The organism is Streptomyces sp. 891-h, from assembly GCF_022760275.1.
In the GTDB taxonomy this organism is placed as follows: Bacteria; Actinomycetota; Actinomycetes; order Streptomycetales; family Streptomycetaceae; genus Streptomyces; species Streptomyces spirodelae.
Genome location: NZ_CP050693.1, coordinates 5,878,209 through 5,890,545 on the forward strand (window position 1 = coordinate 5,878,209; position 12,337 = coordinate 5,890,545).

Below are 12,337 nucleotides of genomic sequence, written 5' to 3' on the forward strand. Positions count from 1 at the left end.
CCGTGGAGATCGGAGTGGGCCTGCCCACCACCGTGCCCGACGTCGACGGGCGGCGGCTCGTCGACTGGGCGGTCCGCGCCGAGGAGCACGGCTTCTCGACGCTGGGCGTACTCGACCGCCTCGTCTACGACAGCTACGAACCCCTCACAGCGCTCACCGCGGCGGCAGCCGTCACCACGCGCATCCGCCTCGCCACCAGCATCCTCCTGGCCGCCTACCGCCCCGGCACCCCGCTGCTGGCCAAACAACTGGCCACCCTGCACGAGATCTCCGGCGGCCGGCTGACCGTCGGTGCCGCGGCGGGCGGCAGGGAGGACGACTTCCAGGCAACAGGCGCGCCCTACCGCAACCGGGGCCGCCGCCTGGACGCCATCCTGACCGAACTGAGCAACATCTGGGACGGCAAGGAGACCGACACCGGCGTCACGGGCATCGGCCCCTGCCCCACCCCACCCGGCCCCGAACTGATCGTCGGCGGCCACACCCGCGCAGCCATGCGGCGCGCGGCCCGCCACGCCAACGGCTGGATCGCCGGCGGCAGCTCCGCCACCGCCTACGCCGACCTCGCCCAACAGGCCCGCACCGCCTGGCGCACCGAGGGCCGCTCCGACACCCCCCGCCTGGTCGCCCTCGTCTACGCCTGCCTGGGCCCCGAAGCGCGCACCACAGCGGAGCACTACCTGCGCGCCTACTACGCCTTCATCGGCCCCAAGGCCGAGATGGCCGCCAAAGCCGTCATCACCGACGCGGAGTCGCTCCGCGAGACGGCCACGGCCTACGCCGAAGCCGGCTGCGACGAACTCCTCATCTTCCCCTGCACCGCGGCCCCGGACCAACTCGCCCTCCTCGCCGAGGCCGCCCTGCCCTGAACCCGGCCCCGCCTCCGCGGGGGCTGCACCGCTCGAACGGCTCCGCATCCGCGTCAGTCCCCGGAACGGAGCGTCCACCAGCGACCAGTCCGCGAATGCCTGGCGAGAGCGCGCTGCCGGACCTGCATGACCAGCACTGTCACCAGCCACCACAGCCGACCGCGGCGCGATACGAGCAGAGACCCGACGGAGCGTCACCCTCATCTGTTTGACGGCGAGGCGTACGCGGTCTCACGAGCTGCCCCATGCGGATGCGGCTCCATCGAGGCCAGGTCCCGATGGAGCCGCATCCGCACTTCCAAGCCGCTCGGTCAGTTGCCCGGCGTGGCTCGGGTCTCCAGCGTCTGCTTGATCACGAGTGCTCCTTGGGCGACCATCTCGGCGACAGGGCCTGCGAGGTCGCCCGGCGTCACATCGGTGATCCAGACGAACCGACTGTGGTCCTTGCCGTCCGCGAAGACCTGCATCGACGCATGGTGGTGCTTGGGGGCCAGTGATCCGCCGACCACCGCATAAGCGACCCGACGGACTTCGTCGTCGATGTCAACGAGAAGCTCGTGCACCACGATGCCGTTGGCGAAGGTCACGACTCTGGTATCCGCCTCGAGACGCGTGTCTGTGACGAAGCCGGGTGCCAGGCGCCGGTGTATCTCGCTGACGTCGCGGACTGCCGCCCAGACGTTGTCGGCGGCGCTCTCGATCAGGAATTCCTTGTGGATGTGCGCCATAGGGGGTCTCTCCTGTCTGCCGGGTGGTCAGTCGGCGGTGGTGAGGCAGAAGGGGTGCCCCTCGGGATCGGTGAGCACCACCCACTCGCCCTCCCCGGGCTGGAACTCGGGCTTCGCTGCCCCGATGGCGAGCAGTTCCTTGGTGGTGCTCTCCAAGTCGGTGACGCTGAGGTCGAGGTGTGCGTGCTTGCGGGCGTCGGGCCAGCCCGGCGCCTGGTAGCCCTCGATGCGCACGAAGGCGATCTGCATTCGGGCGCTGTTGCCCAGGGAGGCGAAGTCCTGGTCGCTGTAGGTGATTTCCCAGCCGGTGGCCTTTCTGTAGAACTCGGCGAGCATGGCCGGATCGGCGCAGTCGATGACGACCGCGGTGAACTCCGCGAGAGCGGGCATGCCGATGACCCCTTCGTATGGGCGCTGGTGACGTTTGGCGTGCCCCGCCGGTGCCGACGACACAGCCCCGGTGTACCGGGCCGGGCGGCCGGGCCGGGCACGTCGACCAGCCTGCTCGCGGCAGCAGGTCCCCGTCTTGAACATCCTTGCGCGGGTGATTGTCAGACCCTCGGCGTAGCGTTCAAAGGTGCTCTCAGCCACCACTCTCGCTGCCCGCGCCGACTTCAGCGTCATGGCTGTGACATGCCAGGACGACCATGCCCGCTGGTCGCAGCCCGAAGTACATGAGGACTACCGGGTGGTGCTCGTGCGCCGTGGCCGGTTCCGTAGGCGCGTAGCCGGAGCCGACGCCGACATCGACGCGACTATGGCCTACATCGGTGTGCCAGGCCAGGAAGAGCGCTTCGCCCATCCCGCCGGAGGCGACGACTGCACATCCATCAGCCTGACGCCGGCGCTCTGGCAAGCAATGGCCGGCGACGTCGACCGCCTGGCCGCACAGAGTGTGTACGTCGATGCCCGCCTCGACCTCACCCATCGCCGACTCCTGGCGACCGCCCGGACCGGGGACGTCGACTACGCGCTGACAGAAGAATTGCTCGGCCTGCTCGCCACTACCGTCGGCCAAGTCGTTTCCGGCCCCACCCCGCTCGGCGCACAGGCCTCTGGAAATGAGGCGGCTCTCGTCGCAGCGGCCCGCCAGGCGATCGCCGAAGGCCGCCCGGCCTCGGAGGGACTGCTCCCGCTCGCAGAAGTGCTAGGCGTCTCGCCCTACCGTCTGAGCCGATCCTTCAGCCGCGAACTGGGGGTCTCAGTGACCCGCTATCGCAACCGCATCCGCATCGGCCGCGCGCTGGACCGCTTGGAGGGGGGCGAGAGCAGCCTCGGCGCCCTCGCCGCCGAGCTCGGCTTCGCCGACCAGGCACACATGACCAGGACCATGCGCCAGTACCTGGGCCGTACACCGACAGCACTGCGACGCCTGCTCGCCCCTCGGACACCTTGACGATCTCCGTTGCTCGACAACGTCCTCGCCCGGGGAATTACGCGCCGCACAAGCCGTTGCACGTGGAGAATCACTTGGCGTCGACAACCCGACCCATCGCAGTCGAGCATCGGGGTGACGCTCCGCGACCGCTCCCCAAGGTCTGTGCCAGAGCCCTGATCCACCATGGGATCCCCACCCCTCATGGTGCGGCGAAAGCCACTGCCGAGACCGCTGTGCGGCTGCTGGCGCCGCACGCGGCAGCATCGCGCGCGAGTTCCTTCAAGCCCGGTAGGACGAGACCCGTATCCCGTGCCGGCCACTTTTCAGGCGATGAGCTTCAGAGGATCGGCGGGCGACCCAACCGGGTCATACGCCATACCGTGCGCCACTTCATCGGCTTGCGCGGGCCGCACGGCGTCCGTGCACCCTCGATGAAACCGCCCCACCACGCTTTCAGGCCCGGCAGAGACCGCATCCGCACCATGGCGAGAAGGAGCCACACCCCGAGATAGACGGGGAGCAAGGGCGTCGGCAGTCGGCGGCGGGCCAGCCAGACGCGGTTCCTGGCGGTGAACCGGTAGTGGACCGCATGCCGAGCGGGAGACGTCTTCGGATGCTGGAGGACGAGCTCGGGTTCGTAAAGGATCTTCCATCCCGCATCAAGCGCACGCCATGCCAAATCGGACTCTTCATGCCCGAAGAAGAACTCCGCCGGCCACAAGTCGATCTGCCCGAGCATGGGCATCGAGAGGGCGTGGCCCCCTCCGAGGAAGGCGGTCACCGGACCGCGGCGCATCGGATCGTCCACACGGAGCCGGGGCACCCAGCGTCGCTCCGTGTGTCCGTGTTCGTCAGCGACCCTGAAACCGACGATCCCCAGCTTCGGGTCCTCCGCGAACAGCTGCTGGACCTTGCGGAACACGTCCTCGGCGATGAGCAGGCCGTCGTCGTCCAGCTCGATGACGACGTCGACCTCGCCCGAGTCGCGGAGCATCCTCAGACCGACGTTGCGTCCGCCGGGGCAGCCCAGATTCTCCTCCAGCGGGATCTTGGTCGCCTCCGTCGCGATCTCGGTCAGGGGTGTCGCATTACCCACCAGAACCACCCGCGCTGCGGGGGCGTTCTGCTTCTCCACCGAAGCGAGCAGAGCCTCCAGTTCCCGCGGGCGGGTTCCCATCGTCACGATGACGACTCCGATACGCGGCAACGACATAGCGGCAAACTCCAGTGGACGGCAGAGTGCCGATGCTAGCGTCGCGCGACGCGGCCACCTCACTTCACACACGTGTCGCTGCCCGAACCTGCTCGCCCCGGTGGCGGAGCCAGGGCGAACCCGGGTTCGAGCGGTATGGGCTGACGGCCACGCCGCAGGAGTGATGCGTGTGGCTCGCCGTGCGCCCCGAAGGGGCGCGGGGAACTGCGCGATCAGCCACAAAGCACCCGCAGCCGGCAGGCAACCGGCAGGGGCAGCCCCATCAGCCCCTCCCGGAGGGGGCCCGCGCCACCGGCGCGCTCCCGCGGAGCTCCGCGGGGAAGGAGAAGTCCCCCAGCGCTGCTGGGCCGCCACACCGGCGGCCCAGCAGCGACAGCAGGGGGCCGGTCATGGCGGTGGTCGTCAGGGCCATGACGACCATGAGGGCGTACAGGTCGCGGTCGATGACGTTCAGTTGGAGGCCGACGGTCAGGATGACCAGTTCCGTCAGGCCGCGGGTGTTCATCAGCGCTGCTAGCACTCCGCTCTGCGCGTGGGGCACCCGGTTGAGCCGGGCGCCCGCGTACGCGCCGGTGAACTTGGCGGTGACGGCGGTCAACAGGATGAGGCCGAGTTCGGCCACTCCGCGGGCGCCGATGCGGGAGAGGTCGACCTGGAGGCCGGCGATGACGAAGAAGGAGGGCAGCAGCAACAGCCGGGTCACGTACTCCAGCCGGTCGGTGATCTGGTACCGCAGCCGACGCGAGGTGTCGCGCGGCATCACGGCGCCGAACAGGAAGGCGCCGAAGACGAAGTGGGCGCCCATCCAGGCCGTCGCCAGGCAGGAGAGCAGCAGTCCGCCCAGTACGACGATCAACTGGTCGGCGGTCACATGCTCGCGTGCCCAGCCCTCCCAGCCGGCCCGTGGCGGGGCTGTGCGCCGCCCCTCGAACAGCCGGCGCAGGCAGGGCCGTACGGCCAGCAGCATCACCGCGAGGTAGGCGGGCGCCAGCAGCAGCCGCCACTGGCCGTCGCCGCCCGCGACGGTGACGACGACGGCCAGCAGCGACCAGGCGAGGATGTCGTCGAGTGCGGCCGCGGCCAGCGCGATGCCGCCGATCCGGGTGCGGCCGAGTCCGCTGTCGGCGAGGATGCGGGCCAGTACGGGGAACGCGGTGACCGCCATGGCGGCGCCGAGGAAGAGTACGAACGCGGTGCGGCTGCCGGTCGCGTGCTGCTCGGCGAGGTACAGCGCGAGCAGTCCGCCGAGGGTCAGCGGCACCAGTACGGAGCACAGGGACACGCTCACCGCGACGCGTTCCCTGCCGCGGAGCCGGGTCAGGTCCAGTTCGTAGCCCACCACGAACATGAACAGCACGAGGCCGAGGTCGGCCAGCGCGCCGAGCATGGGCCGGATGTCGGTGGGGAAGAGGTGGTCGGCGAGCGCGCCGCCGAACAGGGTGGGTCCGACGAGCACCCCGGCGAGCAGCTCGCCCACCACGGGCGGCTGCCCGATTCTGCGGGCCGCGGCGCCCAGCAGACGGCTGAGCGCCAGGATGGCGGCGAGTCCCAGGAAGAAGGACTGGAGCTGCTCCGGAGTCATGAGTGCGCCCCCTGCGCGGTACCGGACGGTGCCGAGCGGCGCGGCCGGGTCGCGCGGCCGGCCCGGGACGGCCGGCGCTCACGCCGCGGCCGGGCAGGCTCCGGCGTCGGACGGTGAGGGTAGGGGGGCGCACTCGACGGGGCGTCGAGACTCAGCGGGAGCGGCTCGCGCCCGCCTTGCGGAGCTCCTCGGCCTCGGGTCGCCCGTACACGCCGCCGGGGTCGGGCAGTACCGGCCAGGTGCCGTCCCGGTGTGCGGTGCGGCAGTCGTCGATGAACTCGCGGGAGAACATCGCGCTGAGGGTGGCGACGCCGCCGCGTGCGACACGGATCTCGCCCCGCTGGAGCGTGCCGGTGAGCCGGATGACGCGCCCGTGGTGCGGGACGTGCCGCTCGCGGTCCTTGATCTTGCAGCGGCCCACGAGGGCCAGTTCGGTCTCGTCGAGGACGGCGTCCTGGGGGAGCAGGAGCTTGAGCATGCTCCGCTCGCTCAGCAGCCGCAGCTCGATGTCGCCGTCGGGCAGCTGCGCCGAACGCAGGTCGAGGTGGACGGAGGAGCGCCGGGTGCGTACGTCGATCGTGCGGGACCGCGTCCAGTGGCCCAGCCGTTTCACACTGGTGTAGAAGGCTTCGACCCGTTCGGTGTGGAGGTCCGGCATGTGCTCGGTGTGCTGGTTGCTCATCGCAGTGTTCCTTCCTGGAACCCGGGCAACAACCCGATGGCGTGAATCCCTTGGCAACCGGCTATCTTGGTAGCCAAGTTAACTGTTAGTCCTTATTTTGAGAGTCGAGATACTTGTATGTCAAGTGAACAGGTCTCACCGCCACAGGAGCCGAAGGAAACCGAGCTGCGCCGACGACTCGCCGAGGAGGTGCGCGCCCTGCAGAGCGCGACCGACGCGGTGGACGCCGCCACCGCCGGCCGGCTCGGCATCAACCGCACCGACCTGCACTGCCTCGACGTCCTCACCCAGCGCGAGAGCGCCACCCCCAGCCAGCTGGGCGCGGCGCTCGGCCTGACCACGGGCAGCGTCACGGCGATGCTCGACCGGCTGGCCCGCCTCGGTTACCTCACCCGCGAGCCCGACCCGCACGACCGCCGCAAGTCCGTCGTTCGCGCCACGCCCGCCATCCAGCGCGGTGCGGACGAGCTCTACGGCCCCCTCGCCGCGGAGGGCGCGGCGCTCCTGGAGCGCTACTCGCTGCCCGAACTGGAGCTCTTGCTGGACTTCGCCCGGCGCAGCCGCGAGATCCAGGAGCGACACCTGCTCCGGCTGCGGGAGGAGGAGCGCCAGGCGTGATCCGAGCCGCCGCTCACGCGAGGGCGCGCCCGGGAGCGCGCCCCGGGATTGCGGGGTGTGCATGGCGGGCGCCTGCCGGGAAGGCAGGGTGCGGCGAGGGGTGGGCGCTTGCGGGAACGCGGGGTGCGCATGGGACGGCGCCCTCCGAAACGCGGGGTGCGCATGGGTGGGCGCCCGTCGGGAACGCGGGGTGCGGGAGTCACGCACCCGGTACAGGAAGCAGGTGTTCGCCATGCCCGAGGCCGTCGCCTACGCCGCGTACGGCGGGCCGGAGGTGCTCCAGCCGACCGGCATCGACATCCCCGAGCCGGACCCCGACCAGGTGCGCGTCGCCGTACGGGCCGCGGGCGTCAACCCGCTCGACTGGAAGCTGCGCAGCGGCGCCCTGTCCGCCGCCATGCCCGTGACGCTCCCGCACATCCCAGGGCTGGAATTCGCCGGCACGGTCGACGCGGTGGGTGACGGCGTCAGCGCCCTGGAGCCGGGTGACGAGGTCTTCGGCCGCGCCTCGTCCGCGTACGCCACCCTCCTCGTCGCCGACACCGCGCAGCTGCGGCTGCGGCCGCACGATCTCGACGTCCACCGCGCCGCCGGGCTGCCCGTCGCGGCGGAGGCCGCATACCGCGCGCTGGACGAACTGGCCGTCGCCGCGGGGGAGACCCTGCTCGTCCACGGTGCGGGCGGCGCCGTCGGCAACCTCGCAGTCCAGTTCGCCGTGGCACGCGGCACCCATGTCGTCGGTACGGCCGCCGAGCGGGTGCACCGGCGGCTGGCCGACCTGGGGGCCACCCCCGTCACCTACGGGGACGGCTGGCCGGAGCGGGTGCGGGCCGTGGCGCCGCGCGAGGTGGACGCCGTGCTGGACACCTCGGGCGCCGACGTACTGGGCGACTCGGCGCGGCTGGCGAGCGGCGGCGCGGCGAGGGTGCTCACCCTCGCCGATCCGCAGGCCGCGCAGGCGCACGGGGTGCGGTTCTCCGCGGGCGGGTCCGGCCTCGACCGCACCGGCCCCGCGCTCGACCAGGCCCTCGCCCTCCATCGGCGCGGCACACTCGTGGTGCCGGTGCACGAGCCCGTGCCGCTCGCCGAAGCGGCACGGGCCCACCGGCTCGGCGAGGCCGGGGGACTCGACGCCAAGCTGGTGCTCACCACTTGACCCACCCCCCGGCCTGACCCGCGCCCCTGAGGGGCGCGCGCCTCCATCGGCGTATGGGTAAGCGGCCACTACAGACCCCTTGCCCCACTGTGACCTTTACCTGTGGTGAAAGGTTGTACGACTGGGATCTTGTCCTTTCGCTGGTCTGGACTTTGACTTCGCATGAACATCTGGTGAACGCGAGGAAGTCCAGCATGCCTGCAGAGATACCGCCCCTGTCCGAAGTGCGTCGCATAACGCAGAAGAAGCGCGACGCGTGGTGGACGGTGCTGTTGGTGGACCCGGTGGCCACCCCCCTGGTGCGGCTGACCGCGGCCCGCACCCGTATCACCCCCAACCAGATCACCTGGGGCGCCCTGCTGCTGGGACTGGGCTCGGCCGCGTGCTTCGCGATGGGCGACTGGCGCTGGCTCGTCGCCGGAGCCGTCGTCTACCACCTGAGCTTCATCCTGGACTGCATGGACGGGAAGACGGCCCGCCTCACCGGCACCGGCTCCGTCTTCGGCGCCTGGCTCGACTACATCTTCGACCGCGTCCGCGTCATGTTCTGCGCCCTGGCTCTGATGGCCGGTCAGTACCACCGCACCGACGACATCCGGTACGTCTGGCTCGCGGCGGCCGTCATCTTCCTGGACGGGCTGCGCTACATCAACTCGCTGGAGATCTTCAAGACCCGGCACACCATGCGCAAGCAGCTCAAGTCCAGGATCCGCGCGGCCCGTCGCGCGGAGAACCAGGTGGAACTCACCTTCATGGAAGACCTGCTGCGCGAGAACCCCGAGGCCGACGTCGAGCAGGACCTGCGCACGGCCCAGGAGGAGACCGCCGGCGCTCAGGTGGGCACGCTCGCGGCGCAGACGGTGACGCGGACCCCCGCGGAGGGCGCCACCGAGCACGCCGCCCACGCACCGGCCGACCCCACCGCCCCCACCGCCCCCACCGAGGAGGGCGCCCGGGTCCGGCGGCCGGTCATCGACCTGCACCAGGAGTTCCGCAGCCGGTTCCCGTGGTACCTGCGGATGCGCTCCTTCCTGCTGCGGCACCGCATCCGTACGCACCTGGTCAGCGGTATCGAGTTCCAGATGGGCGTGTTCATCGTCGGCCCGCTGCTCGACCAGGTACTGGCCGTCACCGTCGTCTCCGGCGCGCTGCTGCTCGTCTTCGAACTCGCCATCGTCTACAAACTGCTGCTGTCCACCCGGGACTTCACCAGGACCATCGACGCCTTCGACCGGGAGTCCGCCACGGCCGGAACGCCCGCTCCCGCCGTGGCCCAGACCTCGGCGGCGGCCTGAGGCCGACGCGCCGTCCCCTCCCCGCCGGGGGAGGGGACGGCGCGGCGCTCACACCGACTTGTGCGCGATCACCAGGGTCACATCGTGCCCCAGGGAGCGGTGTTCGACGGAGGCGAAGCCCGCATCGCGCATCCACGCCGCGCACTGCGCGAGCGTGTACCCCTTTCCGTGCGGGGTCATCAACTGCAGGTTGAGGCTGCGCAGCAGATTGCGCAGGTAGCTCTCGTCCTCGGGCACGATCACCGGGTCCCACACCAGGAAGGCGCCGCCGGGCCGCACTCCGGCGAAGGCGTTCTTGACGAGCTGGGCGCGCTGGTCGTCGTTCCAGTCGACCAGCGCGTGCCCCAGCATCAGCACATCGGCCTCCGGCAGCGGTCCGGCGAAGAAGTCGCCGCCGTGGAAGCCGAGCTTGCCCGTCATCCCCAGCGCCGCCATGTGCGCCTCGAAGTCGCCCTCCAGCTGCGGCAGGTCGAAGACCCGCGCATCCAGGTGCGGATGGGCGGCCACCAGACCGGCCAGCACGTTGCCGCGGCAGCCGCCGAGCTCCAGCACGGAGCCGTACGACGCCCAGTCGAAGACCTGGGTCAGCGCCGGGATGAGCGGCCGGCTGGCGTCCTCCGCCATGCCGACCAGTCCGTCCTTCTTCTCCTCGCTGTCGTAGAGCTGGTCGAACATGTCCTCGCCGGAGTACGTCGCGGCCTGTGGCTCGCCGGTCCGCAGCCCGTCGGCCAGCCGCTCCCACGCCGGGTACATCACCCGGTCGGCCAGTTGCAGGAAGCCGCTGAGCGAGGCGGGGTCGCCGGGCACCAGGAGCTGCGCCGAGACCTGCGAGTTGGCCCAGGCGCCGTCCTGGCGGCGCTCCAGGAAGCCGAGCTCGGCCAGCGCCGCGAGGAAGTGGTCGCAGCCGCGCGGGTGCAGGCCCAGCCGCTCGCGCAGCCGGTCCTCGGGCAGCGGGCCCTCGGCCAGCGTCGCGAACAGACCGAGGCGTACCCCGGCCAGCACCAGCTTCGCCGGCTGGAAGGCCATGGCCTGGCCGAGCACCTGTCCGGCGCGTGCCGTCACATCGTCAGCCACGGGGCCACCTCCGGGTCATGAGCCGGCCTTCGCGCCGGCCGCGGCCGAGGCGCGTGCCAGCACGTCGTCCAGGACCGCGTCCGGGTCGGCGACGGTCGAGGTGTCGCCCGCGGAGCGCCAGGAGACGAACGCGTCGGGGCGCACCAGCACGGCGCCGCCCGCGCCCACCCCGTATGCGGTCGCCCAGTCCCGGTCCTCGGGCCGCAGCTCCTCGTCGGGCCCGACGGCGTGGGTGCGCAGCGGCACGCCCAGCCGCTCGGCGGCCTTGACAGCGGCCTTCGCCCAGGCGCCGCCGTCCGGACCGTGCAGCAGCACGAAGTCGTCCCAGAACAGATCGATGGTGGAGATCCGCTCGTCGCCGCCCTTGCCCGAACGGTTCAGCCACACGTGCGGCGCTCGGGTGCCCGGCTCGCCGGTCAGCTCCAGATCGGGGGTGAGGACCTTGGAGCCCTCGGCACCGACGATGGACGAGGACCGGTAGCGGTAGCCGAGCGTGATGATCACGTCGTCGACGAAGTCCTGCCGGTCCTGCTCGGTGGCGTAGCCGTGCCGGATACGGTTGCGCACCAGCGCCTGCTCGGACATCGCGGTGCCCAGCGGGCGGCGCTCCGCGTCGTAGGTGTCCAGCAGCGCGTCGGTGCCCCAGCCGTCCTGCACGGCGGCCAGCTTCCAGGACAGGTTGTGCGCGTCGTGGATGCCGGTGTTGGCGCCGAAGCCGCCGGCCGGCGGGTGCACATGCGCGGCGTCGCCCGCGAGGAAGACCCGGCCGACGCGGAAGGTCTCGGAGACCAGCTGGGCGCCCTGCCAGGGCACCTTGTCCATGATCTCGACGTCGATGTCCTTGCCCGCCGCACGGCGGACGATCTCCACACACCGCTCGTCGGTGTAGTCCTCGGGCTTCTCGCCCTTCTCCGGGTAGTAGATCGGCGCGGCCAGCCACGGGTCGCAGCCGTGCAGCCGGGAGAGCCCCATCAGCGAGCCGCCCGCCGAGGCGTAGCACAGGATGAACTTGCGGTCCTTGAGCAGCGTCTCCAGCTCGGGCGCCCGGAAGTAGATGCTCAGCGCGTTGAAGACGGTGCCGCGGCCCACCCGTTCGACGCCCAGCGCCTGCCGGATGCGGCTGCCCGCGCCGTCGGCCCCCACCAGGTAGTCGGCGCGGATGGTGAGCCGGTTGCCCGTCGCGGACTCCTCCGCGATGGCCGTGACCCCCTCCTCGTCGGCCTGGAAGGAGATCAGCTTGGTGTTGAACCGTACGTCGGCGCCGTACTCGCGCGCCTTGGCGACCAGCACCTTCTCGTAGCGGTCCTGGCCGCAGCCCATCACCCGCTCCGGGCTGACCGTGGGACCGTCCAGCGACGGGGACTCCAGCAGCTCGGCGTTGTCGATGTCGGAGAAGGTGTCGACCTTGATGATGCCGCCCTCGAAGTAGGCGTGCGAGTTGCCCTTCTCCAGGGCGCGGATGTCCTTCCCGAGCCCCGCTGCGCGGAACAGCTCCATCGTGCGGGCCTGCAGGCCGGGGGCGCGGGGAAGCATGGAGGTGCTGTCCCGCTTCTCCAGCAGCATCGTGCGGACGCCACGCCGGCCGCTGAACAGCGCGGTGGAGAGTCCGACGGGACCACCGCCGACGATCAGCACCGGGATCTTCACGTCATACATGCATGTCCCCTCTGAACGGACCTTGGAACGGCTGGGCTCGGCCGGTTTCGGCACCCCTGATGAGTAGCCACGGCCCCTTGAGGGCG

At 71.0% G+C, this 12,337-nt stretch carries 12 protein-coding genes; 5 read left to right on the top strand and 7 right to left on the bottom strand.

Annotation, left to right across the window (positions count from 1 at the left end):
• The first annotated feature begins 2 nt into the window (after positions 1 to 2).
• Positions 3 to 869: an LLM class flavin-dependent oxidoreductase gene (locus HC362_RS25785; protein ID WP_243086534.1), complete on the top strand. Its 867-nt coding sequence runs from the start codon at positions 3 to 5 to the stop codon at positions 867 to 869.
• A 311-nt stretch (positions 870 to 1,180) separates the two neighbouring features.
• Here the strand turns inward: HC362_RS25785 and HC362_RS25790 are convergent, their stop codons facing one another.
• A complete protein-coding gene (locus HC362_RS25790; RefSeq protein WP_243086535.1) occupies positions 1,181 to 1,597 on the bottom strand; it encodes an SRPBCC family protein in 417 nt (138 codons plus the stop codon).
• Positions 1,598 to 1,624: 27 nt separating this feature from the next.
• The gene (locus tag HC362_RS25795) at positions 1,625 to 1,987 is read right to left on the bottom strand and encodes a VOC family protein (RefSeq protein WP_243086536.1); all 363 of its coding nucleotides are present in this window, start codon (positions 1,985 to 1,987) and stop codon (positions 1,625 to 1,627) included.
• A 187-nt stretch (positions 1,988 to 2,174) separates the two neighbouring features.
• Between HC362_RS25795 and HC362_RS25800 the strand changes: the two genes are divergently transcribed.
• The gene (locus tag HC362_RS25800) at positions 2,175 to 2,993 is read left to right on the top strand and encodes a helix-turn-helix domain-containing protein (RefSeq protein ID WP_243086537.1); all 819 of its coding nucleotides are present in this window, start codon (positions 2,175 to 2,177) and stop codon (positions 2,991 to 2,993) included.
• A gap of 319 nt (positions 2,994 to 3,312) precedes the next feature.
• Here the strand turns inward: HC362_RS25800 and HC362_RS25805 are convergent, their stop codons facing one another.
• The 3 genes from HC362_RS25805 to HC362_RS25815 all read right to left on the bottom strand — a co-directional run bounded on the left by HC362_RS25805 (position 3,313) and on the right by HC362_RS25815 (position 6,452).
• Positions 3,313 to 4,188, bottom strand: a complete 876-nt coding sequence (locus HC362_RS25805) for a glycosyltransferase (protein WP_243086538.1) — start codon at positions 4,186 to 4,188, stop codon at positions 3,313 to 3,315.
• Between the two features lie 262 nt (positions 4,189 to 4,450).
• Positions 4,451 to 5,770, bottom strand: coding sequence for a cation:proton antiporter (locus tag HC362_RS25810; RefSeq protein ID WP_243086539.1), 1,320 nt, complete (start codon positions 5,768 to 5,770; stop codon positions 4,451 to 4,453).
• 151 nt (positions 5,771 to 5,921) lie between these two features.
• Entirely contained in the window at positions 5,922 to 6,452 is a 531-nt protein-coding gene (locus HC362_RS25815) for a hypothetical protein (protein ID WP_243086540.1), read from the bottom strand.
• 117 nt (positions 6,453 to 6,569) lie between these two features.
• On the opposite strand from HC362_RS25815, the gene HC362_RS25820 reads away from it, so the two are divergent.
• From HC362_RS25820 to HC362_RS25830, 3 genes are all read left to right on the top strand, one after another.
• Positions 6,570 to 7,070 carry a MarR family transcriptional regulator gene (locus HC362_RS25820; protein WP_243086541.1) on the top strand — a complete coding sequence of 167 codons (501 nt, stop codon included), beginning with the start codon at positions 6,570 to 6,572 and terminating at the stop codon, positions 7,068 to 7,070.
• 232 nt (positions 7,071 to 7,302) lie between these two features.
• Positions 7,303 to 8,226 (top strand): NADP-dependent oxidoreductase, encoded by a 924-nt coding sequence (locus HC362_RS25825; protein WP_243086542.1) that lies wholly within the window; start codon positions 7,303 to 7,305, stop codon positions 8,224 to 8,226.
• 194 nt (positions 8,227 to 8,420) lie between these two features.
• Positions 8,421 to 9,521 (top strand): CDP-alcohol phosphatidyltransferase family protein, encoded by a 1,101-nt coding sequence (locus HC362_RS25830; protein ID WP_243086543.1) that lies wholly within the window; start codon positions 8,421 to 8,423, stop codon positions 9,519 to 9,521.
• Between the two features lie 48 nt (positions 9,522 to 9,569).
• Here HC362_RS25830 and HC362_RS25835 read toward each other — a convergent pair whose 3' ends face one another.
• Both HC362_RS25835 and HC362_RS25840 read right to left on the bottom strand, forming a co-directional pair.
• Complete coding sequence (locus HC362_RS25835; protein WP_243086544.1) at positions 9,570 to 10,595, bottom strand: acetylserotonin O-methyltransferase; 1,026 nt, start codon at positions 10,593 to 10,595, stop codon at positions 9,570 to 9,572.
• Positions 10,596 to 10,610: 15 nt separating this feature from the next.
• On the bottom strand, positions 10,611 to 12,251 hold the full coding sequence (locus HC362_RS25840; RefSeq protein WP_243086545.1) for an FAD-dependent monooxygenase: 1,641 nt from the start codon (positions 12,249 to 12,251) through the stop codon (positions 10,611 to 10,613).
• Positions 12,252 to 12,337 lie beyond the last annotated feature (86 nt).

What these genes read in the sequence shown, in the direction of transcription:
- HC362_RS25815 (WP_243086540.1), bottom strand. Translation starts at nt 6,452, where the DNA reads ATGAGCAACCAGCACACCGAGCACATGCCGGACCTCCACACCGAACGG.
- HC362_RS25810 (WP_243086539.1), bottom strand. Translation starts at nt 5,770, where the DNA reads ATGACTCCGGAGCAGCTCCAGTCCTTCTTCCTGGGACTCGCCGCCATC.
- HC362_RS25830 (WP_243086543.1), top strand. Translation starts at nt 8,421, where the DNA reads ATGCCTGCAGAGATACCGCCCCTGTCCGAAGTGCGTCGCATAACGCAG.
- HC362_RS25840 (WP_243086545.1), bottom strand. Translation starts at nt 12,251, where the DNA reads ATGTATGACGTGAAGATCCCGGTGCTGATCGTCGGCGGTGGTCCCGTC.
- HC362_RS25795 (WP_243086536.1), bottom strand. Translation starts at nt 1,987, where the DNA reads ATGCCCGCTCTCGCGGAGTTCACCGCGGTCGTCATCGACTGCGCCGAT.
- HC362_RS25825 (WP_243086542.1), top strand. Translation starts at nt 7,303, where the DNA reads ATGCCCGAGGCCGTCGCCTACGCCGCGTACGGCGGGCCGGAGGTGCTC.
- HC362_RS25820 (WP_243086541.1), top strand. Translation starts at nt 6,570, where the DNA reads ATGTCAAGTGAACAGGTCTCACCGCCACAGGAGCCGAAGGAAACCGAG.
- HC362_RS25805 (WP_243086538.1), bottom strand. Translation starts at nt 4,188, where the DNA reads ATGTCGTTGCCGCGTATCGGAGTCGTCATCGTGACGATGGGAACCCGC.
- HC362_RS25790 (WP_243086535.1), bottom strand. Translation starts at nt 1,597, where the DNA reads ATGGCGCACATCCACAAGGAATTCCTGATCGAGAGCGCCGCCGACAAC.